Source organism: Mucilaginibacter sp. P2_A4 (assembly GCF_056405015.1).
This window is the reverse complement of sequence record NZ_JBFUCX010000025.1, coordinates 1-23913: the sequence shown is the minus strand read 5'-3', so window position 1 is coordinate 23913 and position 23913 is coordinate 1. Positions and strand designations below refer to the sequence as shown.

The following is a 23913-nucleotide window of genomic DNA, read 5'->3' as shown; positions in this document are numbered from 1 at the left end:
TCCAATTTGTTTAAAATGCAGCTCTCCACTATGAGTTGTTGTTGATAGTATCATCCTACATCTATTTAACATCAAATTAATCAACACATATTTTAAATTTTCGCTATTCCCTTTTCATGAAAATATTTATTAATTCATTAAAGTTCATTGTACTTTTCCTGGTTCTTGTCCCGGCCGTCGGCCACGCACAACTTAATGGCTCCTATATAATAAGTGGTATTGTAAAAGATGATCATGGCGAGCCATTAGTAGGTACAACTGTAAGCATAAAAGGAACTACAAACAAAACTTTTTCTGATAGTACCGGTAAATTTTCTTTAACTACCAGTGCTAAATTACCCTATACTTTAATTTTTACCGCAATAGGTTTTCAGCCGCAGGAGTTCTATATTAAAAATGCCAACAGTTCCGTAAATATCCAATTAGTCAGCCAATCGTTATTGATCAACGAGGTGGTGGTTACAGCCTCCCGCAAGGAAGAAAAACTACTACGCTCGCCGGTGGCTATCGAAAAATTGAGTATCAATGCCCTGAAACAATCTCCCGGCCCAAGTTTTTATGACGCATTGGAGAACGTGAAGGGAGTACAAATGACCACCACCAGTATCACGCTGAAGGTGCCTAACACACGTGGCTTCAACAGTCCGAACAACTTTAGATTCATGCAGCTGGTTGATGGTGTTGATATGCAATCGGCAACCTTAGGCGTACCGCTTGGTAATGCCATTGGCCCAACCGAGCTGGATATCGCCAGCATTGAAATTACGCCGGGTGCAGCCGCTGCCCTTTATGGCACTAACGCTATAAATGGTTTATCCAATTTATTAACCAAAGATCCTTTCAAATACCAGGGATTAAGCGTTTATCACCGCGAGGGTTTAAACCATGTTGGTAACGATCGTTTAGGGGCAAGTGCACTTAACGAAACTGCTATACGCTTTGCCAAAGCTTTTAACGATAAGTTTGCTTTTAAACTGAACGCCAGTTATCTGCAAGGCCAGGATTGGCAATCAGATACCCGCAAGGATCAGAATCCAACCAATTTAAAATCTGCAAATCCTGCTTATCCTGAATTAACCGGAACAAACAATGCAGCTTACGATGGCTGGAACAAATATGGTGATGATGCGCTTGCAGGCAGTAATACTGTTGTTGTAAAAGGTATTACCGTAGATGGCGTAGCAAGACCAGGCCTTACCGTGGCCCGTACAGGGTATAATGAAGTTGACCTGGTTAACCCTAAGGTATCCAATTTAAAACTGGATGGTACATTGGCTTATAAATTAACACCCAGCACCATATTATCATACACTTATCGCTATGGCAAGATGGATGGTGTGTTTCAGCGCGGTAACAAAATTTCGTTACAGGGAGCCACCGTGCAAAACCATAAAGTTGAGCTAAAAGGGAAGGAATTTTTAGTACGTGCTTATGAATCAATTGAGAATACAGGAAATTCATTCAACGTAAAACCTTTGGCAGATAACCTTGACCTGAATCATGCAAGCAACTCAGCGTGGGGTACAACTTATGGAAATGCCCTTAAAGCTTACAATGGCGGCGTTTTAACATCAGCAAACCTTGCTGCCGCTGAACAAGCTGCACGTGCAGCTGCCGATAAAGGCAGGGTAGAGCCTGGTACACCTGAATTTGATGCTTTAAGAAAAACAATTATTGGTATTAATAATTGGGACATATATAATGCAAAGCTATTGCCAAATGCTCCTCTTACCGGTGGTGCCGCATTGGTACAAAAAAGCCATATGTATAATGCAGAGGCGCAATGGGATTTAACAAGTCAGGTGAAAGTTGTGGACCTGTTGGTTGGCGGCGATGTGCGTGTATATTCAATTACCCCTGATGGTAACAACTTTGTTGACTTTAGTCGCCCGATTGCTGATAGAAACACGCCATTGGCTGATGGAAGCTTCGGTAAAGATGTGATCTACAAAAAATATGGCGCCTTTACCCAGGTAACTAAAACTTTTTTCGATGAAAAATTAAAATTATTTGGCTCGGTAAGGTGGGATTACAACCCTTATTTTAAACCTAAATTTACACCTCGTTTAGCTGCGGTTTATAGCGTGAATGAGAACCATAATTTCAGGTTTACCTTCCAGAACGGTTACCGGTTCCCATCATTGTTCGAGGCATTGTCTTATGTAAACAACGGTCGTGTTAAACGTGTGGGTAGCTTACCTTTTATTAATGAAGGATTAGGCTATTTGGGTAACAGCTATACACAATCATCTGTAGTTGCCTTTAACGCCGCTGTGAATGCTGCCGGAGGTAGCGATCAGGTTGCGTTAGCCAACAGGAATCTGTTGAAAGTAGCCGACCTGCCGCCATCAAGACCAGAGCAGATCACTTCGTATGAAGTAGGCTACAAAGGTATTGTGTTAGATAATAAAGTATTTATTGATATTGATGCTTACACAAACCGTTATAATGGGTTTCTTGGACAAGTACAGGTATTTGTGCCAAATGGTACACAAGTAGGTACTGATGCAGGCGTATTATCCATGCTTGATATCAACCGCGACCCAACTACTGCTACAGCAAATAACGCTGCAAGCCAGGGCCAGAGCAGGTATCGCGTTTATACCAATGCTAAAAATATTTATAATAACTATGGCTCTTCGGCCGGCATCAGCTACAATTTCTATAAAAGATATACAGTATCTGGTAACGTGAGCTTTAATAAATTGAAAGCACAATCCAAATCGGATATTTTTGTTACTGGCTTTAACACGCCGGAATGGTCTGGTAACGTATCATTTGGTAACCGCGAAGTAGCGAAAAATGTAGGCTTTAACATTGTTTACAAATGGCAAAATTCATTCCTGTGGGAAAGCCCGCTGGTAACCGGTAGTGTTCCTTCAATAGGTACATTTGATGCCCAGGTTACTTACCGCGTGCCGCAATACTATGCTACATTTAAAGCAGGAGCAAGCGATATATTTAACAAACGTTATTACCAGTATGCAGGTGGCCCAACTATTGGCGGCTTGTATTATATATCGGTTACTCTGGATGGATTGCTTGCAGGTAATAAATAGCAGCTTTTTAATACGTTTTATATAGTTTTTTTAGAAGCGGATGAGGGAAACCTTATCCGCTTTTTGTTTAAGGCACGTTATTATGGGGCATAAAATCATGATGGATGCTGAAGGGGAATTGCCGTTAAGAAAGGTTTATCGTTCTGAGTTGATAAAATTCGGAGAACTCTAAGGGTGGAAATACCAAGCTGCGAAAGACTTACGAAGTTTTAAAAACTTCGTAAGTCTGTTATTCAACAACTTGCCGTAGGTAGAAACGAAGTATCTATTCGCAGAGGGTACATAGCGAATAACAGGTGCTTCAAATCGTTCAGGATAACAAAAAGCCAACCGATTATCAGACAGGTTGGCATAAATTTATAATTAAAAAGTGTCTTTATTTACTTCGCCGTTACTTCATGCAATCCACATTCTTTTTTGGATTGATCTTCCCACCACCAGCGACCGGCTCGGAAATCCTCACCTTCGGCTATGGCACGGGTACATGGCATACAGCCAATACTCGGGAAGCCTTTGTCATGCAAAGAATTATAAGGGATGTTGTATTTTTTGATGTAGGCCTTCACGTCATCTAAAGTCCAATGAAAAATAGGGTGATACTTGGCTAATTGGTTTTGCTCATCCCATTCCACATCTTCCATATCATGGCGATTTACAGATTGATCGGCACGAATACCGGTGATCCATAGTTTATTGCCTTTTAAAGCCCGCTTCAGAGGTTCTATCTTACGGATGCCACAGCATTCTTTACGATTCTCTACCGATTCGTAAAAACTGTTTGGCCCCTTGGTACTTACCATTTGCTCCAACAACTCCTGGTTAGGGTAGTAGGCATGAATAGGTTGTTTATACCTGTCCATAGTACTGCTCCAAACAGAATAGGTTTCGCGGAAAAGCCTGCCGGTTTCTAAAGTAAAAACCTTGATAGGCAATTTGTTGGCGAAGATCATATGGCTAATTGCCTGGTCTTCCCAGCCAAAGCTTGTCGAAAACACAATTTCGCCAGGGAAAAGTTCAGCCAGTCGGGTAAGGGCCTCAACAGGATCTAAACCTGCTGTAGATGCTTGTATGTGTTTAACTACCTCGTTCATATTATATCACCTTTAAAATAAAGGAAACAATTGATTTAACACTCACCAATATTACAATGATACCTACTGATACCATGATGGTTTTGGTGGATATCTTGTTAGAAATTTTTGCTGCTATAGGCGATGCCAAAGCACTACCTAATATTAAACCGGCAACAGCCTGCCAATGATCGCTGCTTACCATGGCGATAAAGGTAATAGAACCCATCATCGCTATAAAAAACCTTGAAAGCTTTACCGTACCTAATGAAAATATAGGACTGCGACCACCCGCTATTAGTGTTGATAATACGATAGATCCCCAGCCACCGCCACCAACAGCATCAATAAAGCCACCGCCTAAACCTAATAGCGAAATCCGCTTTACTTTATCTACCGACTTTTTGCGCTTTACTTTAAACGCTTTTGATAATATTACACAACCCAATATTAAAGTATATACGGAAACCACAGGCTTGGTGTACATGCTGTAATGCTCCAGCGACGATAGCAAATAAGCACCCGTTACGGCTCCAATAATACCAGGTATCACCAGTAATTTAAACAGTTTCCAGTTGATATTGCCCATGCGGTAGTGCATCCAACCGGCAATACCGCAACTCATGATCTCTGAAAGGTGAACACCCATACTGGCCGAAGCGGGAGGGATGCCCATTGACAGGGAGAAGGTAGTAGAAGTAACACCATATGACATACCTATGGCCCCATCAATCATGGCAAATAAAAAGCCAGCTCCTAAAAAGTAATAGAATTGCGGGTTTACCCCCTCTACAAATGTTTTAAATGCTGGTTCTCTGAAATATAGGGCAGTTATAACTATGGCTATGGAAAGAATAATAGTTGACCATATCAGCCAGATAAAATTCTTAATTACCGCCGATTTGGGTTCAACCAGTACCGACGTTACACTGTTAAGCTTTTTAACCTTGTCGGCAAAATCGCCGCTGAGCGTATTTCTTAAAGCGCTCATTTGTTGCAGGGTGGCGTCTAACTCGTCGGGCAGGCTCTCGTTCAGTACTTCTTTTAAACGCTTGGCTACGGTTGGCGATTTCCCGTTGGTAGATATGGCCAGTTTAAGATCACCCTTTTGCACTATTGATCCTAAATAGAAATCACAAAGTTCGGGCTTGTCGGCTACATTGATGAGCAATTTGCGGTCATGAGCCGATTGGCGGATGTAATTATTCAGGTCGCTATCATTAGTAGCAGCAATAACTACCTCCGCGGTATTCAGATCGTCATCAGTAAATGATTTCTGGATAATGTTTAAGCCTTCATAAACAGATGCAAGGCTATGTATCTCTGGCAAAAACTCCCTGGAGATTATGGTTATCTTGGCGTAATTACTATTGTTTAAAATAGCAGTTAGCTTTTCAAGGCCCACGTTGCCGCCGCCTACCAATACTGTATGCAGGTTATTCAGCTTCAAAAATACGGGGAACAATTGGTTGCCGCCGATATCTTCGTGCTCAATCTTGGTTAAACTTTTATCCTTGGGCAACAACGTCATAAATCTCTTTGATCAACTGAAATTTTGGGTGCAACGAAACTACCTCGCCCAACACAATTATTGCTGGCGAACCAATCTTATTTTCCTTAACAGCATCAACAATGGTATCCACTGTAGCTATAGCAACTTTTTCATCAACTGTGGTGCCGCTTTGTATAACTGCCACAGGTAATTTGCTTTTACCTTCACTCTTAAATATCTCGGCAATTTCGGCCAATTTGTTAATTCCCATCAGCACAACAACAGTTGCTTTGCTGCGGGCGGCATCATACATATCGGGTGATATTTTACCGTTTGATATGGTGCCGGTAACTACCCAGAAACTTTCGCTTAAACCGCGGTGCGTAACAGGGATATTCTGCAACTCGGCAACCGCTATTGAGCTTGATATACCCGGAATAACAGATGCCGGAATATTAAACGATGCCGCGAAATCCAGTTCCTCGAAACCACGACCAAATACAAATGGGTCGCCGCCTTTAAGCCTTACCACATGACCGTAATTAATGGCATAATCAACCATTAATTTATTTACAACTTCTTGTGAGTAAGTGTGATCGCCAGAGCGTTTACCAACATATACCCGTGTAGCTGTCTCTGGGGCGTAGTCAAGTAACTCTTCATTCACTAATGCGTCGTACAAAACAACATCTGCCGTTTTTAACGCTTTTATAGCTTTAACTGTAATCAGATCGGCATCACCAGGACCCGCACCCACTAAAGTTATTTTGGGTTCTTTTGTTTTATCAGTCATTATTGTACCAATGCCTCTCTTTGAGCTTTACTTTTCCCTAAAAATTCAGTAGCCTGTGCTAAATATGCAGCTGCGAATTCGGCCGATGGCTCATTCTGGTTAATCTGCAATACCACGTCATTAAAACTTCCCTGCATAGCAAACTCGCCCGTTGCAACATACTGTGCATCAAACTCTCTGATAATGCCAATCTGTGTGCTGCTGTTTATGCCTTTATCAAGCAACAACGCTTTTGCCGAACTGATGAATACATTGTAAGAATGATAAATAGCATCAGACCATGCGCCTTCTTTAAAAGAGCCGTTAGCCCAACCCATTTTTTCTTCCGATTCAAACAAAAGGGTAGCAACTAAATCTATCACCACACCGGCACACTCGCCAACACCAATTGCGCTAACATAAGTTTCCTGGTGTCCCCAATCCACAAATTCGTCATCGGTAAGGGTGGTTAAATCGGCAAGAGGTTTTAACATCCGGTAAAAATAATCTTTACCCTGCCTGTCATAATAGGCATGGAAAGTTTCACCTTCGGGAGAAAACTCTTTATAATCATTTAGCACCATCCTTAAAACATCAGTAGCTCTTTTTGATGGCACCTTGATTACCCTTTCGGCAGCCCGGCCAACGCCATCGCCAACAGTACCACCACCTAACATCACCTGTACAGAAGGTAATACCCTTGTGCCGGCCTTAAGTGAACTACCATGGAAACCAATATGTGCCAAGCCATGCTGTCCGCATGAATTCATACATCCGCTTATTTTTATCTTAATGTCGCGGTTATAAATAAAGTCTTCGTATTCATTATAGATCAGGTCTTCCAGCACGCGGGCCATGGTCATACTATTGCTGATACCAAGGTTACATGTATCTGTACCGGGGCAGGTAGTTACATCGGCCACTGTATCAAAACCAGGCGTGGCAAGATCCAGCTTGGCCAAACCTTCATATAAAACAGGCAGTGCCTCTTTACGTACAAATTTTAATAACAAGCCCTGATTTTGGGTGATGCGAATTTCGTTGGCTACCAATGGCTCCAAAACTTTAACCAACTCGCGGGCGGTATCTGAAGAGATATCGCCAACAGGAACTTTAATATATACACCGTAAAAACCTTGTTGCTTTTGCTCAAATACGTTTGTAGCTAACCATTGCTCGTAACGAAATGGATTACTTACCTCAACCTGCTCATAGTTTGTTTCTGCAGGAAGCAGAGGCAAAGCGACAGCATCACGATTAATAGGGTAGCTTTTTACCTTAATAGCAGTTCTTTCAATTTTAGCCAGGCGTAAAACCTCATCCAATCCTAATTTTTGAATAAGATATTTCATGCGGGCTTTATTCCGGTTATTACGTTCGCCATAGCGATCAAATACACGGATAATGGCTTCTATATATGGGATCAACTGATCCTCTGGTAAAAACTCCTCAACTATACTGGCCAATATGGGCTGTGCTCCTAAGCCACCACCCAATAATATTTTGAACCCGCGCTCGCCATTGCCGTTTACTTTAGGTATTGCGCCGATATCATGAACATAGGAAAATGCAGTATCCGCATCACTTGATGAAAAGGAGATCTTGAACTTACGACCCATCTCCTGGCAAATTGGATTCCGCAAAAAATAATCAAAAGTAGCGTGAGCATAAGGCGAAACATCAAACGGTTCCAGCGGATCAATACCCGCAGTAGGAGAGGCGGTCACGTTTCTTACCGTATTTCCGCATGCTTCGCGCAGGGTAATATCATCCTGCTCCAATCTGGCCCAAAGTTCGGGAGTACGATCAAGACTTACGTAATGAATCTGAATATCCTGGCGGGTGGTAAGGTGCAGGTTACGGCTTCCGTATTCGTCAGATATATCGGCAATCTTTAGTAACTGCTTAAACGTTACTTTACCAAATGGCAGTTTTATACGTACCATCTGTACACCTGGCTGTCGTTGGCCATAAACACCACGTGCTAAACGGAGGCTCCTGAATTTTTCGTCATGAATTTTACCTTCCCGAAAAGCCCTTATCTTTTTTTCCAGATCTATAATGTCCTGTTCAACTATCGGGTTCTCCAGTTCTGTTCTGAAGCTCTGCATATCTTAATTATTTTAATCAATTATATAAAAAAGCCTCTTTGGCTTTGGCTAAAGAGGCATGTGTGGTTAATACAAATTATAGCCTTACCTCGCCAACTGCCAAATAGCAACGCAGGGGCATTTTATAACTTGTATGAATTGGGCACATGTTATTCATTTACCAAATATATACATAGTATAGGGAAATGGTAGAATTTAATTGAAAAAAGAATGGATTTGACAGTTTTATGAGATTAAACGTTGATGAGCGTTTGCTCGCGCGATATGATATCAGCTATGCTGGTTTCGCTTAATATCTTTAGGGTTGCGTCTCTTACATCAACAAAAACATCCCTGATACCACAGGTTGTTTCCTGGTGACATTCATCGCATTTATGGTAAAAATTTAAGCTGGCGCAGGGCACCATGGCAATAGGGCCGTCGGTTATACGCATAATACTAACCAAAAATATTTCTTTGGGGTCGCGATTAAGACTGTAGCCACCGCCAGCACCTTTTTTACTATACAGGAAACCCGCGTTGCGAAGATCGAGTAGTATTTGCTCAAGGAACTTTTTAGGGATACGTTCAGCCTCGGCGATTCGTGAAATTTGCATTGGTGGCTGATCCATGTTTTTGCCCAGGATTACCAATGCTTTAATAGCGTACTTAGTTTTTTTGGAAAGCATTTTCTAAAATAAAACTTACAAAGTTAAACAATATTAAATAAAAATATCGAGTAATACTATAGAGTACCACTATACTATATTATTTACCTTTTTAATGATTTAAAATTAACAAATTTTGAAAGCCAACAGCATCATTGTTCTTTCGCATTAAAAACGGAGGCGCTTAAGTTTAGTTTGTTTTTAAATTATGATAAAATGAATTATTGTAATGAAAACGGCGGCAGTTTAACAAAACGCTACTTTTTATCTGAATGGCCGAGGCTTTTTTCCGGATTAACCTTATCTCTTACCAATTGCTTTAATTCCTTTATTTCTGGGAAACGACCTTCTTTTTTTCTGTCAAACAAAACAACATCGTCAATACTTATGGTATACCTGCCGCTTACTTCGCTGGGTACAAGCGTAATACCATACACATCATCAGTAAAAGTAGTAAGTAGTTCCTGAGCCATATAGGCAGCTCGCATCATCCAGTTACATTTTGGGCAATATTCAATTATGATGGTTGGTTTCATTTTAGCAATGATTTATTTTCAACTATAAATCTCTCCTCATTGTGTTTACTTAAAACAGTAATATCATCACCTACTGTAACAGTGCCTGTGCCTTTATGGATCAAATTTTGCCCGAAAAGTATTTTATTATTCTTAAACCTATATTTGGCCAATGTTTTTAATGGTTCTTTAGCTTTTATACCGGTTTGCTGGTCTATGGTGGTCATGATACAGCGGGCACACAACTTGGCGCCATAAAAACTGATACCGGCAATGTCCATTTGGTTCATTTGATCTTCTTCAAAAGCCCCTCCGCCAATAAAAACGATGTTTGGACGAAACCTGTTCATAGGCAAAGCCTCATGAAGGCGTGAATTCAGTTCGTCCAACGAAGCCTGGCCTATAAGCAAAAAAGGGTAGGCATCAGCAAAAGAGGTAATCATGCCTGGCAGGGCATAACGCTGGTCAACCTCGCGTTCTGCATCATCGGGCATAAAAACCAGCCTGCATTTTAACCCTAAAACCCTGGTAAACCATTCATCAAACTCAACCCCAACATATACCCCTGTGCAGGTATCATCCCAGATGACAACGTTGTGTTTAGTTTGCTCCTGGTATCGAAAAGGTATTTTAACAGATCCATTTAAATGGTGACTAACCAATAAACCATCGTCTTCTATCTGCACCTTTATTAATGCCATCTGTGTATGCTCACGCTGCGTAATAAAGCGGTTTTGTTCATCAACCAGCATCCAGCGCCTGTCATACTTAAAGCCGCGCGAGGTAACCTCGGCGCTATTAACCGGAATACCGCCTAAGGATTTAATTGGGTAGATGAATAGTTGACTTACTTTGAGCATGGTGGCAAAATGGTGATCAAAGCAAAAGTAAGAAAAATGGAAACAGATTGCTTGCAGGCATTATAAAAGTAACAATCAAACCATAATGGTTTAAAATCTGCGCAACAATCGATTGTAGTTTTATTTTCAAATGATTGCTTTAGTTAATTTTAATTGATAATATTGTTTTATCCAATTGCGAAACCATTTCTTAATTTACTTATAACCAATTAGTGAAATTATGCCATTAAACAATGTAAGCGGCAAAGCTAAAGCCGATAATACCTATGATGCTATTGTTATCGGCTCGGGAATCAGCGGTGGCTGGGCGGCTAAGGAATTAACCGGAAGAGGGCTAAAAACCATAATGCTTGAGCGCGGAAGAAATTTTGAACACATTAAAGATTATAAAACCGCTGCAAAAGATCCCTGGGATTTTGAACACCGTGGAACTGTAACACAGGAGCAGCGTAAAGCAAGGCCTGTAATTTCACGTAACTGGGGCGCGCAGGAAGCTATAATGGACTATTGGGTAAATGAGCAGGAGGCACCATATCACGAAGTTAAACCTTTTAACTGGTGGCGATCATATCAAATGGGTGGTCGCTCTATTTTATGGGGCAGGCAAAGCTACCGCTGGAGTGATTTTGACTTTGAAGCAAATGCAAAGGATGGCTGGGCAATAGATTGGCCTATCAGATATAAAGACCTGGCACCATGGTATGATCATGTAGAGAAGTTTGCCGGTATCAGCGGATCATTGGAGGGGATACCACAATTACCTGATGGACACTACTTACCGCCCATGGACCTGAACTGGGTAGAAAAAGATGTTGCCGAGCGTATTAAAAAGAATTATGGGGGTAAAAGGCATATGATTATTGGCAGGGTGGCTAACCTTACGGCAGCGATACCAGGCCGCACCAAATGCGAGTTTAGGAACAGGTGCTGGGAGGGATGCCCGTTTGGGGGCTATTTTAGTACTCAATCATCAACCTTACCAGCTGCTTTGTCTACAGGAAATTTAACAGTTAGGCCTTATTCAATAGTTACTAAAATTATTTATGATAAGGATACCCAAAAAGCTACGGGTGTAGAGGTGCTTGATGCCGAGACCAATCAAACTTATGAGTTTCATGCTAAAATTGTATTCGTCAATGCTTCGGCGTTAAACAGCGCATGGGTACTCATGAACTCTGCTACTGATATCTGGCCAGATGGTTTAGGTAGCAGTAGTGGCGAATTAGGGCATAATATTATGGATCACCACTACAACCTGGGTGCTTCCGGCTCGGTAGAGGGTTTCGAAGACAAATATTACTATGGCAGACGGGCCAATGGTATTTATGTGGTACGTTTTGCCAACTTATTTGGCGATAAGCGCGATTACCTTCGTGGCTTTGGTTACCAGGGCGCAGCGAGCAGAACAGGCTGGAGCCGTGAAATTGCAGAGATGAATATTGGTGCGCAATACAAAGATGCCATAACCGAACCGGGAGACTGGCAAATAGGCATCGGTGGCTTTGGCGAACTACTGCCTTATCACGATAACAAGATCACGTTAGATAAAACCCGTAAAGACAAATGGGGCTTGCCTATTTTAGCTATGGATGCGGTGATAAGGGAGAATGAGATGAAGATGCGCATCGATATTGTTAAAGAAGCCAAAGCAATGCTTGAAAGTGCCGGGGTTAAAAACGTTCAAACACATGACAGGGGACATAACATAGGCGATGGCATCCATGAAATGGGTACAGCGCGCATGGGCCGCGACCCTAAAACTTCGGTTTTAAACGAACATAACCAAGTTTGGGATGCCAAAAATGTTTTTGTTACCGATGGTGCAGCGATGACATCTTCCGCATGTCAAAATCCATCACTAACTTATATGGCATTAACCGCGCGTGCTGCAAATTTTGCAGCAGATGAGTTGAAGAAGGGGAATTTGTAGATGGTTGATTAGATGAGTGGAAAATAAAAAACGCTAAGTAATAACAACTCATTTGGGCGACCAACATGTTAAAAATAACCTAACTATAAATATGAAAAAACTAACTATTATTTGCCTCCTAATAGGCGCTTCTATTGTTAATGCAGCGGCCAAAACCAAAGTATTAATCTTCTGCAAAACTGCCGGCTTTCACCATAATTCAATAGCGGTAGGGGTACCTGCCATTATGAAATTAGGAGCCGAGAATGGTTTTGACGTGGATAGCACAACCAATGCAGAAAAGTTCACAACCGAAAATTTAAAACAGTACGCAGCTGTAATATTTTTAAGCACTACCGGCGATGTATTAAATGATACCCAACAGGTTGCGTTTGAGCAATACATTAAAGCAGGTGGAGGCTTTGTAGGTGTACATGCTGCAACTGATACCGAATATGATTGGCCCTGGTATGGAAAATTGGTTGGCGCCTATTTTAAAAGTCACCCCAAACAGCAGGAAGCCGTGTTGCATGTAGTTGATCATAATTTTATTGCTACCAAACATTTACCGCAGGATTGGAAACGCTGGGATGAGTGGTACAACTACAAATGGATAGGTGATGACCTGCATGTACTGATCAAAATTGATGAAAAAAGCTATACCGGTGGCGAGAATGGCGACAATCACCCCATGAGCTGGTACCATAGTTTTGATGGCGGCAGGGCTTTTTATACAGAGTTGGGCCATACAGATGAATCATACGCTGACCCATTGTATTTGAAACATTTATTGGGCGGCATTCAATATGCGATAGGGAAGAAATAGGTCCCTGAATCAAAATTTGTGCATGTTCAGAATTTAATAACTTGTTAATTATTAAATTCTGAACATGCTGTTGTTATAATGATGTTAGCGCAGTAACCCCTGCCAATAAGGTAAGGCAAATAGCAAAAACCACAAAATAACTAAACGAGATCCCTATCATTTTTGTCACTGTTCTTAACGGACTCCGGCCATAAACAACCCTTAGTGATCGATACATGTACCATAGTATCGTTAATAGGGCAGCTATATCCATTATCACGATAACATCAATAAAGCGGTGGGGAATAAGCAATTGAATCACCATTATTAAGGTAATAAAAAGAAACAGGAAGCAATGAAAGTGAAATGAATATATCAGGTATTCTACGTAAAATTTTTTATTTTTAATAAAGGCGATCTTTAATATCAGTGCAAATAAAGGCAAAAATAAAAACATCATCTTGGGTAGATTATGTTTCATTCCTTCGTTTATTATTTCATTAGCCGATTTGCCATCGTGCGCCCATTGAAATTGTTTCTTCTCTAAATATTGTTCTATAAAATTATCCCGCTTATTAGCCGGCAGCTTTTGCTGAACCGCAAGATACTGCTGATAAGTTTTAATGGTGTCTTTTTTATGGGCGACAGCATTGGCATTTTTAATACTGTCCGCTTTAAAGTCAACTTTGTTATTGATAACTCTCTTTTGGGCAGGACTAAGTATCACGCTATTGTTGATGCCATTTTTGAGGGTAGTTTTTAGGCTATCGGTCGACTGCTCTGTATTAGCTTCACTATCAGTTATTTTTACAATCTCCGGCGTATTGCTTTTAAACAGCAACACAAAATAAACCAGGCTTATAAAAATGTACATTTTTACGGGGTGCAGGTATTGTACCCTATGCCCGGCCATATACTCTGTTGTAAGTTTACCCGGGTTAAAAAGCAGCGGCTTTAACGTATGAAAAAACTGATGATCAAAGTGAAAATAATCGCTGATCGCGTGGGTCATCATGTGCCCAAAACTCTCTTTTATCTGTAGGTTTTCCTGTCCGCAATTATAACAGAACTTACCCTCTAAGGTTGTTCCGCAGTTTAGGCAATCATTTTCCTCGCGGTAATGTTTTTTCATTCGTAAATGGGTAATGCTATGCGTTAAATGCTATGCGTTAGTGAATAAGATTGACTTATTGGCCAATTGATTTAAGCATGTTGTATCGCACGCTCTAATGCTATATTATGTTTATACCTGAAAACGAAGGGAAATATAATCGCGATCACCAGCGCATAGGCAGCAAAAGTTAGCCAGATGCCATGCCAGTCTTTACTTCCATCGGCATGAATAAAAAACTTATCAATAATAAAGCCGCTGGCAATACTTCCAAAAAAAGCACCGAAACCGTTTACCATCATCATAAACAAGCCCTGCGCACTGCCGCGTATTTCGGGAGTGGTTTGTGTTTCCACAAATAACGATCCTGAAATATTAAAGAAATCAAAGGCCATACCGTAAACAATGCAGGATAGGATGATCATCCATAAACCGCTGGCCGGATTGCCAAACGCAAATAAACCAAAACGTAAAACCCAGGCCAGCATACTGAACAGCATTACATTTTTGATACCAAACTTGCGTAAAAAGAAAGGTATAGCTAAAATGAAAAGCGTTTCGGATACCTGCGAAATGGAAATGATCGCGCTGGAATGTTCTACGGCAAATAAACCTTTATAGGCAGGTGTTTTTGCAAAGTCTAAAATATATGTAGTGCCGTAAGCGTTGGTCAGCTGCAAGGCTGCACCTAAAAGTAACGAGAACCCAAAAAAGATGGCAAACTTTGGTGTTTTGAATAGTTCGAACGCATTTAAACCAAGCGCATCCCTCAATGTTTTCTTACCTGCTTTACCTAATAATGGAGGGCATTTAGGTAGCGAGAACGAAAATATACCTAATGCCAATGCCACGCCGGATGCAATGTAAAATTGATTGGCACTGGTCTCGCTTTTGGTAACATCTACCACCAACAACGCTGCAATAAATCCAACTGTTCCCCATACGCGAATAGGAGGGTAAACTTTAACCACATCCTTACCTTCGCCTTTTAAAGCCGAATAAGCAACCGTTATAGATAAAGATAAGGTTGGCATATAGAATATCATATTGAGCAATATAACCCAAAAAAATACTGTGGGGCTTGTTACCATTGGCACGCAAAACAAAACTATAGCCCCTAAAATATGTAATGTACCATACAGCTTTTCGGCATTGATCCATTTATCTGATATGATACCCGCAAGGGCAGGCATAAATATGGATGAAATGCCCATGGTTGAAAAAATTGCCCCGAACTGCGCACCAGACCATCCTTTGTTTTGAAACCAATAAGCGCCTACAGTAAGCAACCATGCCCCCCACACAAAGAATTGCATAAAATTCATCAGTATTAAGCGGAACTTAATATTCATACAGTACTGGGTTTAAATAATTTTTTTTGTGTTAAATTAAAAGCGAAAAGTAGTGAAATAAATGTAAATCAGAAAGCTAAGAGGGACAGTATTTAGCGAATTGAGCCTAAATGTTACGCCTTGCTGATGAGTTTACAAGGGAGGTGTTTTATTATTCGATTTTCAATATATATGATTTGAGAATTTCGACTGCGGAACATGTATTTGATAATCCCCCCGCCAAAATTCTCAAAGCCGAAATCAGGATGCTTTACGCTTATTTAACTCGTCGCGGATTTTAGCTGCTTTTTCGTACGACTCTTCTGCAAGAGCCTCCTGTAGTTTTGTTTTTAGTTCATCAATGCTTAGGGATGCAAAGCCGCTACCAACAGATGTACCCGCTGATTTATCGTCCTGGCTTTCATTGATATTTTCAAGGTAAACGAAATCGTTGCCCTCGATCACAATACCTGCCGTTGATAGTATAAATTCATAGGTAAAAATTGGGCAATCAAACCTTACAGCTACTGCAATAGCATCCGATGTACGGGCATCAATCTCAACCGAACGTTTACCATCACTACAGATTAGCTTGGAATAAAAGATACCATCAACCAGGTTATAAATAATAATTTCCTGCACCTCTATCTGGTAGGCTTGCGCAAAACTTTTAAAAAGGTCGTGCGTTAGCGGGCGGCTCGGGGTCATTTTTTCTATTTCTATAGCAATAGCCTGAGCCTCAAAACTGCCAATAATAATAGGTAGTCTGCGCCTGCCACTCACCTCACCTAAAACTAAAGCATAAGCGCCGGATTGAGTTTGACTGTATGATAATCCTACTATATCCAGCTTAATTTTTTTCATGTTGTTACCCATCGCACCTTTTATTTTATGCTGAAGCCTTATATTCTTTAACCGCCGCTATTAATTGGGGCACCACTTCAAATGCATCACCAACTATACCGTAATCTGCCACCTTAAAAAAGGGAGCTTCGGGATCCTTATTGATAACCACTATAACCTTTGAAGAACTGATGCCTGCCAGATGCTGAATAGCCCCTGAAATTCCTATCGCAATATACAAATTTGGACTGACAGCTATGCCTGTTTGTCCAACATGTTCACTATGGGGTCTCCAGCCAGCGTCTGATACCGGTTTTGAGCATGCTGTAGCGGCTCCCAACAGGTTGGCCAGCTCTTCAATCATACCCCAGTTTTCAGGGCCCTTAAGCCCACGGCCTGCAGAAACAACTATCTCAGCATCAGGCAATGAAACTTTATCAGTTGAGCGTACGATCTCTTTGATTAACGCTTTAAAATCAGATTCTTTTGTTTCAACACTAAAGTCTTCCACCTGCGCAGATCCACCTGTTTCAACAACTTTATAAGAATTAGGTACCAATGCAATAACCTTATTTGCAGAGGTTAATTCAACTATGGCAAATGCTTTGCCAGAAAACGCAGTCTTTTTTACGGTAAATTTACCGTTTTTTTGCTCGGGTAAGGCTACCGCGCCATCGGCAAGTCCTGCCTCCAGCTTTACACCTAAACGGGGAGCCAAACCACGGCCAGAGAAGGTGTTAGATAACACCACTATATCAGCATTCTGCTGTTTGGCAGCATCGGCTATCACAGAGGCGTAGGCCTGGTTTACAAAATTTTTAAGTTTTTCACCAGTAACATTTAATACTTTTTCGGCACCGTATTTACCTAATAAAGCTAATTCACCTGTGCCTACATCTCCAATGGAAATTGCCACGAGGTTGGTATTATTTTGATCGGCAATTGCACGGGCGTAACTCACTGCTTCAAAAATTGACTTTTTGAACTTTCCGCCGGCGTTTTCCGCATATATTAAAACTGACATATGATCATGTGTTTTGTAAAGGTCGATTTGGGTAAAATTAAATAACGCGCGCTTCGGTATGTAATAGTTCAACAAGTTTGGCTGTGTCATCGGCAGCAACCAGTTTTACCTGCCCACGAATAGACAGTGTTTCATAACTAACGATCTCTGAAAATGTTTTTACCTCTAAAGGCTCAACAACGATTAATGGTTTGGTACGCGCCGACATAATACCACGCATATTAGGGATCTTAGGTTCTGCAACACCTTCAGCCGCGCCCGCTACAAAGGGGAAAGGAATAGTAAGGATCTCTTTACCGCCCTCAATCTCACGTTCAACAGTAGCGCTGCTTTCGCTTACATCCAGTTTTTTAATAATAGATACTGATGGCAGATCTAATAACTCGCCCAGCATACCTGCAACCTTTGATCCGTTATAGTCGATTGATTCACGACCGGTCAGGATTAAATCGAAAGGATTAGCTTTTACATATTGAGCTATTTGATAAGCTACATACCAGGCATCGTGAGGTTTGGCATTTATACGTACAGCATCGGTAGCCCCAATTGCCAAAGCCTTGCGGATAGTGGCCTCTGTGCTCACTTCACCAACATTAATAACAGTTACTGTACCTTTACCGCCATCGGTTAACTCAATAGCACGCGCAAGTGCTATCTCATCGTAAGGATTTAATATAAATTGAACACCATTTGTATTAAATTGGGTGTTGTTATCAGTAAAGGTTATTTTTGTGGTGGTATCAGGAACATTACTTACACATACCAGGATTTTCATATCAATAGGTTTTTGCAAATTTAGTTAAAAAAGATAGAGTTTAAAATGGAGTTGAGCAGATTGGATAAGCTACTGGAATTTATAAAGAATGAACCCAACGACGAGTTTTTAAAATACGCACTTGCTACAGAATATCTGCGTCTTAATCAGGTAGATAAGGCATTGAGTTATTACGAAGACCTTATTAATAATCATCCCGGTTATGTGGGTACTTACTACCACTTAGGGAAGCTTTACGAAGCACTTAATCGTAAACAGGATGCCATTACAACCTATGAAAACGGCATGAAAGTAACCAAAGCGAAGCGTGATAATCATGCTTTTTCGGAATTGCAGGCTGTTTACAGATCAGCTATGGGCATTGAAGAAGATGACGACGACTATTAAGCTTTTTGATTTTGAAAAAACGTCATTTGCTATTCCTCAGGGATGTTTTAATATACACTTTTACCGCTTTTGGAGGGCCGCAGGCTCATATTGCGGTATTGCTGCGTGAGTTTGTTCATAAGCGGCGCTATATTACCGAAGAAGAATTGATGGAGCTGAATGCCCTCTCGCAGGTATTGCCGGGGCCTTCATCAACGCAAACACTGGTTGGCATTGCCTGGAAAGTGGGGGGGCTACAACTGGCGTTAATCACTTTCCTGATATGGATTTTGCCGTCGGCCGCTATTATGGCAATGGCAGCCATAAGTTATAAAATGTTTGCCAACCAGGGTAAGTTTAATCATGTGATAAGCTTTGTACAACCCATGGCTGTGGGTATTGTTGCTTACGCTACTTATAGTTTTGCTCACAAGTTTTTAAAAACAAGGGTAAGCATGATGTTGGCTATAGGATCACTCATTGCGACACTTATTTTGCAAAACGCATATGCATTCCCTTTATTGATTTTACTGGGAGGAATTATATCATCGGCTATGGAGACTCAGCCACAGGAAAATGAACTGAGGGTAAAGTTATATTCAAATGTAAACCCAAACAAAGTGGCATACTTTATAGGGATCCTACTATTCTTTGCTGCTTTGGGCGCCATAATTAATCAAACATCTCCTTTCAGTTTGCCTATTCGTTTGTTTGAGAATTTTTACCGTAACGGGATATTAATATTTGGTGGCGGGCAGGTAATGGTGCCACTGATGTATACTGAATTTGTGGAGGTGAAGCATTACCTGAGCAGTTCGGAGTTTCTTTCTGGATATGCTTTGCAACAGGCTTTGCCTGGCCCCACATTTTCATTCACTTCCTTTTTGGGTGGTATCACTTTAGGTAACAAAGGCTACGGTATTGGCGGTCAGATCATTGGTAGTATTGTAGCCGTTATAGGTGTTAATACTCCAGGCTTGATTCTTATTTTGTTTATTGTGCCATTTTGGGAAGACTTAAAGAAGATAACCCGTATCAAAAACTCTTTAAATGGTATCAATGCTGTTGCAGTAGGTTTTATGGCTACAGCGTTAATATTATTAGTACGCCCGTTTGGCGGTAACTGGCTGGCCTATGTCTTGATGCTTGCTACGTTTTTGCTACTCCATTTTACCAGGATAAAAACACCGCTGATAATCTTAATTGGCGTAGTGTTGGGATTTATTATTTGATTTATTTTATTTCAGGTTATAAATACCTTCGGGAGTTAAGTTTGGTGTACCCGCAAGGAAGTACCATGTTAAGAGTGTAGCAGGAGTGTTAACCACAATCTATTAGCCCGAATGCGGAGTTACAACAATTATATATAACAACAAACCCCGGTTTCTTTTCGAAATCGGGGTTTGTTGTTATATCGCAATGGTGTGCTAACATCGGCACATCAGAAATCTATGATTTACATATTAAAATGGCGGCTCGTCATCAATATCGTCCATTCTTGAAGGACGGATAATAAAGTTGCTTTGTTTTTCAAAATCCTGTGACGGCGCCAAGCCGGCGAAAGCACTTCCGGCAGCAGGAGGGAAGCCATCCATTCCTTCTTCAAGGTTGGCGAACTTCACATATTTACCAACGAATTTAAGCCTGACCGTACCCGTTTCACCGTTACGGTGCTTAGCAATAATTACCTCACCAACACCTTGTGTAGGGTTACCGTCTTCATCTTCAGTTAAACCGTAATATTCAGGGCGGTAAAGGAATAATACCATATCCGCATCTTGCTCGATCGATCCAGATTCACGCAAATCCGACAGCATCGGCCTTTTGGAGTTACCCGGCCTTTGCTCCACCGCACGACTTAACTGCGACAGCGCAATCACCGGAACATTCAATTCCTTTGCAACCGATTTTAAGGCACGTGAAATACTACCAATTTCCTGTTCACGGTTACCGCCGCCTTTACCATCTGCAGCCTTACCATGCATCAACTGCAAGTAATCGATGATGATTAGCTGTATATCGTGCTGTGCTTTTAAACGGCGGCATTTAGCCCTAAATTCAAATATGTTAAGGGCCGGAGTATCGTCAATAATGAAGACAGATTTTTCAAGTCGGCCAATTTTGGAGTGGATCTGTTGCCATTCCCATTCCTCCAGCGTTCCCTTACGGATCTTTTCCTGCTCAATTTCGGCCTCGCCGGCAATCAGACGATTCACCAACTGTACCGACGACATCTCCAGCGAAAATACTACGGTAGGCTTATCAAAATCAACCGCGGCGTTACGTGCACAACTTAATACGAAAGCCGTTTTACCCATCGCTGGACGGGCAGCTATAATCACCAAATCAGATTTTTGCCAGCCCGAGGTCATACGATCTAAACCGGTAAAACCTGATGGCACACCTGTTAATCCGTCTTTTTTATCTTTTAAAGATTCAATATCTTTCAACGCTTCCTGTACCAGATCGTCCATTTTGCGGGCGTCACGGCGTAAGTTGCTCTGAGCTATTTCAAAAAGGTTTTTTTCTGCTTTGTCTAACAGGTCCAGCACATCGCTGGTATCTTCATAAGCGCTATTGATTGTTTCGGTCGAGATCCTAATCAGTTCGCGCTGAATATATTTTTGGATGATGATACGGGAGTGAAACTCAATATTAGCTGCCGATGCAACACGACTGGTAAGTTCTGTTATATAATAAGCCCCGCCAATCATCTCCAGTTCGCCAAGTTTACGTAACTCTGCGGTTACGGTAAGGATATCGACCGGTTGAGACTTTTCAAAAAGTACTTTTATGGCCGTAAATATTTTTTGATGGTTGTCGCGGTAAAAAACTTCGGGCTTTAAAACGTCAATCACTGATGAAAGGGCATCTTTTTCCAGCATCAATGCCCCTAATACTGCCTCCTCAAGATCCGTTGCCTGCGGTGGAAGTTTACCCATTCCACTATATGGAGTTGGGTTAGTTATCCGGCTACGTCGTTCGTTTGTATTAGGCTTGTTATACTGATTCTCGTTCTCAAAACTCATAAGGCAACAAAAATATACAAAAAAAATTCAGACCGGAAACTATTCAACTAACATAGTGTATCGAAGTTTTAAATCAATCATTCTCAGCTTGATAATTTAAGGCGGGAAATTGACACCGAATTGTTAGTAAAGTGTTGATAAGAACTAACATCATTTGGTTATCAATGCGTTAAAGCCATGTTGATAACGTTTCAATTTGTTAACTATTACAATTGAACCAAAATGGCAATTGAGTTCAATAACTGCAAAATCAATTAATATAGCTACTTTTGCAAAATAATTCAATAGTAAAAATGACATTTAATTCAAGACCTCAAAGAGAGAGTAACCAAATGGTTTTTGGTATCAGGGCCATTATGGAAGCCATTACTTCCGGAAAAGAAATTGAGGCTTTATATATACAACGTGGTGTGGCAGGTGGTTTATCGTTTGAACTAAAGGCTTTGTTAACCGAATATAATATAACTGCCCAACAAGTCCCCGTTGAAAAACTTAATCGCTTAACCGCTAAAAATCACCAGGGCGCAGTTGCTTTTATTTCGCCTATTATTTATCAAAAGATAGAGAATATTATTCCTGAGGTATTTGAAAAGGGTGAGGTGCCATTGATATTAGTTTTGGATTCGATAACCGATGTGCGTAATATGGGAGCCATAGCCCGTACAGCGGAGTGTGCCGGTGTACACGCTATTGTGATACCGGCAAAAGGATCAGCACAAATAAATCCCGACGCTATAAAGACATCAGCAGGGGCATTGTACAAGATACCCGTTTGCCGCCATGATAATTTCATGCAAACCGTTAAATTTCTACAGGAATCGGGGTTGCAGCTGGTTTGCTGTACCGAAAAAACGAAGGACGATATTTATGTACCGGACTATACCGCCCCCACAGCTATCATTATGGGCTCTGAAGAGGATGGAATCCGTAACGAGATTATACGAATTTCAGATCACCTTGCTAAAATCCCGATGTTTGGCGAGATTGAATCACTTAACGTATCTGTATCAACAGGTGTGATTTTGTATGAGGCGATAAGACAACGTAATGCGGTGAATGGTTGATTGGGTTTGATTAGGTGAGTAGTTTCTTTCCGAAAATAACAACTCACCTAATCAACCACTCACCAATTAAATGTACTTTGCTCCAAACTTACTCTTCACATCAGCTACAACCTGTTTAACGCTTTGCTCCTGATCCCTTGGGCAAATAAGCAGGGTGTTGTTTGATTCCACCACGATAAAGTCATGCAGGCCCCGAAGAATCACCAGCTTCTCACCAGGCACATTGACCATACAGTTAGATGAATCGTACATGATCACCTTATCTGAGGGGATAACGGCATTGCCTACATAATCCTTTTCGGCCAGGTCATAAATAGATGCCCAGGTGCCCAGGTCGCTCCAGCCAAACTCCGATGGCAGTACATATACGTTGCCGGCTTTTTCCATCACCCCGTAATCTATCGAGATATTGATACAATGCTGGTAAGCTTTATGGATATAGGCTTTTTCTTTATCGGTATTATAGTAAGGCTTGGCATCGGTAAATATCTCATGCATCTCGGGTAAATGCGTATCAAATGCTTTTACAATTGCTTTTGCCGACCATACAAAGATGCCCGCGTTCCACAAAAAGTCGCCGCTTTGGATAAAGGTTTTGGCTATCTCCAGTGTAGGTTTCTCGGTAAAGGTTTTAACCTTATGAAAATCTTCGCTGATGGTATTTTCGGTATACTGTATATATCCATAACCGGTATCCGGCCTGGTGGGCTTGATGCCCAGGGTTACCAGGCAATTATGCTCGGTTGCTGTTCGCAGTGATTTTTCAATGGAGCTTACAAAGGCATCCTCATCCAGGATCTGCTGATCTGAAGGGGCCACCACGATAGCCGCGTCAGGATTCATGCTTTCTATCTTGAAACAGCCATACGCTACACAGGGGGCTGTGTTACGCATTACCGGCTCGGTGAGTATCTGCTGGTCTTCCATATCCGGAAGCTGGGCTTTTACCAGTTTGGTATAGTTTTCATTGGTTACAATGTAAATATTTTCTTTGGGGCACACTTTCAGGAAGCGTTCGTAGGTGTTTTGTATTAAAGTTTTACCGGTTCCCAGGATATCTATAAACTGTTTGGGGTGTGAAGTACGACTTATCGGCCAAAAACGGCTGCCTATTCCGCCTGCCATAATGA

The 23913-nt window shown here is 41.3% G+C and carries 20 protein-coding genes; 6 read left to right on the top strand and 14 right to left on the bottom strand.

Features of this window, described 5'->3' with window-relative positions:
• Window positions 1-116 precede the first annotated feature (116 nt).
• Window positions 117-3059, top strand: a complete 2943-nt coding sequence (locus AC1DYB_RS29520; protein ID WP_477440402.1) for a TonB-dependent receptor — start codon at window positions 117-119, stop codon at window positions 3057-3059.
• A 380-nt stretch (window positions 3060-3439) separates the two neighbouring features.
• Here the strand turns inward: AC1DYB_RS29520 and AC1DYB_RS29515 are convergent, their stop codons facing one another.
• From AC1DYB_RS29515 to AC1DYB_RS29485, 7 genes are all read right to left on the bottom strand, one after another.
• On the bottom strand, window positions 3440-4150 hold the full coding sequence (locus AC1DYB_RS29515) for a phosphoadenylyl-sulfate reductase (RefSeq protein ID WP_477440400.1): 711 nt from the start codon (window positions 4148-4150) through the stop codon (window positions 3440-3442).
• A 1-nt stretch (window position 4151) separates the two neighbouring features.
• The gene (locus AC1DYB_RS29510; protein ID WP_477440398.1) at window positions 4152-5660 is read right to left on the bottom strand and encodes a TSUP family transporter; all 1509 of its coding nucleotides are present in this window, start codon (window positions 5658-5660) and stop codon (window positions 4152-4154) included.
• Entirely contained in the window at window positions 5638-6414 is a 777-nt protein-coding gene (gene cobA / locus AC1DYB_RS29505; protein ID WP_477440395.1) for a uroporphyrinogen-III C-methyltransferase, read from the bottom strand. The genes AC1DYB_RS29510 and cobA overlap by 23 nt, the downstream gene beginning before the upstream one ends.
• Window positions 6414-8504 (bottom strand): nitrite reductase, encoded by a 2091-nt coding sequence (locus AC1DYB_RS29500; RefSeq protein ID WP_477440393.1) that lies wholly within the window; start codon window positions 8502-8504, stop codon window positions 6414-6416. The genes cobA and AC1DYB_RS29500 overlap by 1 nt, the downstream gene beginning before the upstream one ends.
• 233 nt (window positions 8505-8737) lie before the next feature.
• The gene (locus AC1DYB_RS29495) at window positions 8738-9172 is read right to left on the bottom strand and encodes an RrF2 family transcriptional regulator (protein ID WP_295713166.1); all 435 of its coding nucleotides are present in this window, start codon (window positions 9170-9172) and stop codon (window positions 8738-8740) included.
• A gap of 236 nt (window positions 9173-9408) precedes the next feature.
• Window positions 9409-9687 carry an Rdx family protein gene (locus AC1DYB_RS29490; protein ID WP_477440391.1) on the bottom strand — a complete coding sequence of 93 codons (279 nt, stop codon included), beginning with the start codon at window positions 9685-9687 and terminating at the stop codon, window positions 9409-9411.
• Window positions 9684-10526, bottom strand: coding sequence for an MOSC domain-containing protein (locus AC1DYB_RS29485; protein ID WP_477440389.1), 843 nt, complete (start codon window positions 10524-10526; stop codon window positions 9684-9686). The genes AC1DYB_RS29490 and AC1DYB_RS29485 overlap by 4 nt, the downstream gene beginning before the upstream one ends.
• 220 nt (window positions 10527-10746) lie before the next feature.
• Here AC1DYB_RS29485 and AC1DYB_RS29480 point away from each other — a divergent pair, with 220 nt between their 5' ends.
• Window positions 10747-12456 (top strand): GMC oxidoreductase, encoded by a 1710-nt coding sequence (locus tag AC1DYB_RS29480; protein ID WP_477440387.1) that lies wholly within the window; start codon window positions 10747-10749, stop codon window positions 12454-12456.
• A gap of 91 nt (window positions 12457-12547) precedes the next feature.
• Window positions 12548-13261, top strand: a complete 714-nt coding sequence (locus AC1DYB_RS29475; RefSeq protein WP_477440385.1) for a ThuA domain-containing protein — start codon at window positions 12548-12550, stop codon at window positions 13259-13261.
• A gap of 73 nt (window positions 13262-13334) precedes the next feature.
• On the opposite strand, the gene AC1DYB_RS29470 is transcribed toward AC1DYB_RS29475, so the two are convergent.
• From AC1DYB_RS29470 to AC1DYB_RS29450, 5 genes are all read right to left on the bottom strand, one after another.
• Window positions 13335-14372 carry a DUF3667 domain-containing protein gene (locus tag AC1DYB_RS29470; protein WP_477440383.1) on the bottom strand — a complete coding sequence of 346 codons (1038 nt, stop codon included), beginning with the start codon at window positions 14370-14372 and terminating at the stop codon, window positions 13335-13337.
• 71 nt (window positions 14373-14443) lie between these two features.
• The gene (locus AC1DYB_RS29465; protein WP_295713154.1) at window positions 14444-15703 is read right to left on the bottom strand and encodes a nucleoside permease; all 1260 of its coding nucleotides are present in this window, start codon (window positions 15701-15703) and stop codon (window positions 14444-14446) included.
• A 240-nt stretch (window positions 15704-15943) separates the two neighbouring features.
• Window positions 15944-16546, bottom strand: a complete 603-nt coding sequence (locus tag AC1DYB_RS29460; protein ID WP_295713152.1) for a bifunctional nuclease family protein — start codon at window positions 16544-16546, stop codon at window positions 15944-15946.
• A 25-nt stretch (window positions 16547-16571) separates the two neighbouring features.
• A complete protein-coding gene (locus tag AC1DYB_RS29455; RefSeq protein ID WP_477440381.1) occupies window positions 16572-17549 on the bottom strand; it encodes an electron transfer flavoprotein subunit alpha/FixB family protein in 978 nt (325 codons plus the stop codon).
• A gap of 37 nt (window positions 17550-17586) precedes the next feature.
• A complete protein-coding gene (locus tag AC1DYB_RS29450; RefSeq protein WP_477398601.1) occupies window positions 17587-18324 on the bottom strand; it encodes an electron transfer flavoprotein subunit beta/FixA family protein in 738 nt (245 codons plus the stop codon).
• A gap of 45 nt (window positions 18325-18369) precedes the next feature.
• Between AC1DYB_RS29450 and AC1DYB_RS29445 the strand changes: the two genes are divergently transcribed.
• Complete coding sequence (locus tag AC1DYB_RS29445; protein ID WP_295713145.1) at window positions 18370-18711, top strand: tetratricopeptide repeat protein; 342 nt, start codon at window positions 18370-18372, stop codon at window positions 18709-18711.
• A gap of 11 nt (window positions 18712-18722) precedes the next feature.
• Window positions 18723-19922 (top strand): chromate efflux transporter, encoded by a 1200-nt coding sequence (chrA, locus tag AC1DYB_RS29440; RefSeq protein ID WP_477398597.1) that lies wholly within the window; start codon window positions 18723-18725, stop codon window positions 19920-19922.
• Window positions 19923-20153: 231 nt separating this feature from the next.
• Here chrA and dnaB read toward each other — a convergent pair whose 3' ends face one another.
• On the bottom strand, window positions 20154-21719 hold the full coding sequence (gene dnaB, locus AC1DYB_RS29435; RefSeq protein ID WP_295713142.1) for a replicative DNA helicase: 1566 nt from the start codon (window positions 21717-21719) through the stop codon (window positions 20154-20156).
• A 293-nt stretch (window positions 21720-22012) separates the two neighbouring features.
• On the opposite strand from dnaB, the gene rlmB reads away from it, so the two are divergent.
• Window positions 22013-22783 carry a 23S rRNA (guanosine(2251)-2'-O)-methyltransferase RlmB gene (gene rlmB / locus AC1DYB_RS29430; protein ID WP_295713141.1) on the top strand — a complete coding sequence of 257 codons (771 nt, stop codon included), beginning with the start codon at window positions 22013-22015 and terminating at the stop codon, window positions 22781-22783.
• Window positions 22784-22849: 66 nt separating this feature from the next.
• On the opposite strand, the gene AC1DYB_RS29425 is transcribed toward rlmB, so the two are convergent.
• Window positions 22850-23911: a mannose-1-phosphate guanylyltransferase gene (locus AC1DYB_RS29425; RefSeq protein ID WP_477440378.1), complete on the bottom strand. Its 1062-nt coding sequence runs from the start codon at window positions 23909-23911 to the stop codon at window positions 22850-22852.
• Between the last annotated feature and the right edge of the window lie 2 nt (window positions 23912-23913).